The following is an 891-nucleotide window of genomic DNA, read 5'->3' as shown; positions in this document are numbered from 1 at the left end:
GCTGCTGCGATCACCCCTGTTCCAGGAGGCGTTGGACCAATGACAATTGCCATGCTTATGGTTAATACACTCAAAGCTGCTGCGCGATCACACAATCTTCCTATACCAAAATTCTAAGAATTGTAACAATTCATTTTGCATGGTTTCATTGCATATGATTTACCATTTTTACATTCGTCATGTCATAAAAACAGATGCCCCTTGATCTGCACGATTAACGGATTGACGAAACACATGAAAAAGTTCGCGTCCAACACCATATTCGTTTTTTGAAAGATCAGGAGGCGTGGTTGTTCGCGCGTTAAATTTTGCTAAATCTTCCAAAAGAGTTAATTTACCCCCATGAACATCAAGGAAAACAATGTCACCATCCTGCAAACGTGCAATAGGGCCATTATCCACTGCTTCTGGTGTCACATGGAGAGCAGCAGGAATTTTTCCTGATGCCCCTGACATACGACCATCGGTTATCAATGCTACCTTTTGACCGCGATCTTGTAAAACGCCTAAAATGGTCGTTAACTTATGAAGCTCTGGCATACCATTGGCTTTTGGTCCTTGATAGCGAATAACAGCGATAAAATCTTTATCATGCAACGCTCCAGATTTAAAAGATTTTTGTAGTTCTTCTTGATCATTAAAAACAAAGACTGGTGCTTTAATCTGCCAATACTCTGGTTTAACAGAGGAAACTTTTATAATAGCTGTTCCCAAATCTCCCGATAAAACGCGAATACCCCCTTCAGGCTGAAATGGCTCTCTCCACCCCGCTAACACCTTATAATCACCACTTTCCTTGAGAGCCGCTTCACGTACCACATGACCATCAGCAGAAAGCTTTGCTTCAATTGCATAAGCATTGAGATCTTTACCAAAAACCGTAGAAACATC

1 protein-coding gene and 1 pseudogene are annotated in these 891 nt (G+C 41.4%); one reads left to right on the top strand and one right to left on the bottom strand.

Annotated elements, in window-relative coordinates; translation table 11 throughout:
* Positions 1-117, top strand: a pseudogene (locus tag ACFIL8_RS11270) (bifunctional methylenetetrahydrofolate dehydrogenase/methenyltetrahydrofolate cyclohydrolase); the annotation flags it as partial.
* Between the two features lie 60 nt (positions 118-177).
* On the opposite strand, the gene ACFIL8_RS11265 reads toward ACFIL8_RS11270, so the two are convergent.
* The coding region (locus ACFIL8_RS11265) for a dihydroxy-acid dehydratase (RefSeq protein WP_375689870.1) at positions 178-891 on the bottom strand (714 nt) is incomplete at its 5' end.

This window comes from Bartonella sp. AP57NXGY, from assembly GCF_042195805.1.
Taxonomy (GTDB): domain Bacteria; phylum Pseudomonadota; class Alphaproteobacteria; order Rhizobiales; family Rhizobiaceae; genus Bartonella.
Note: the sequence above shows the minus strand (reverse complement) of the source record. Positions and strands in the feature narration are given on the sequence as shown.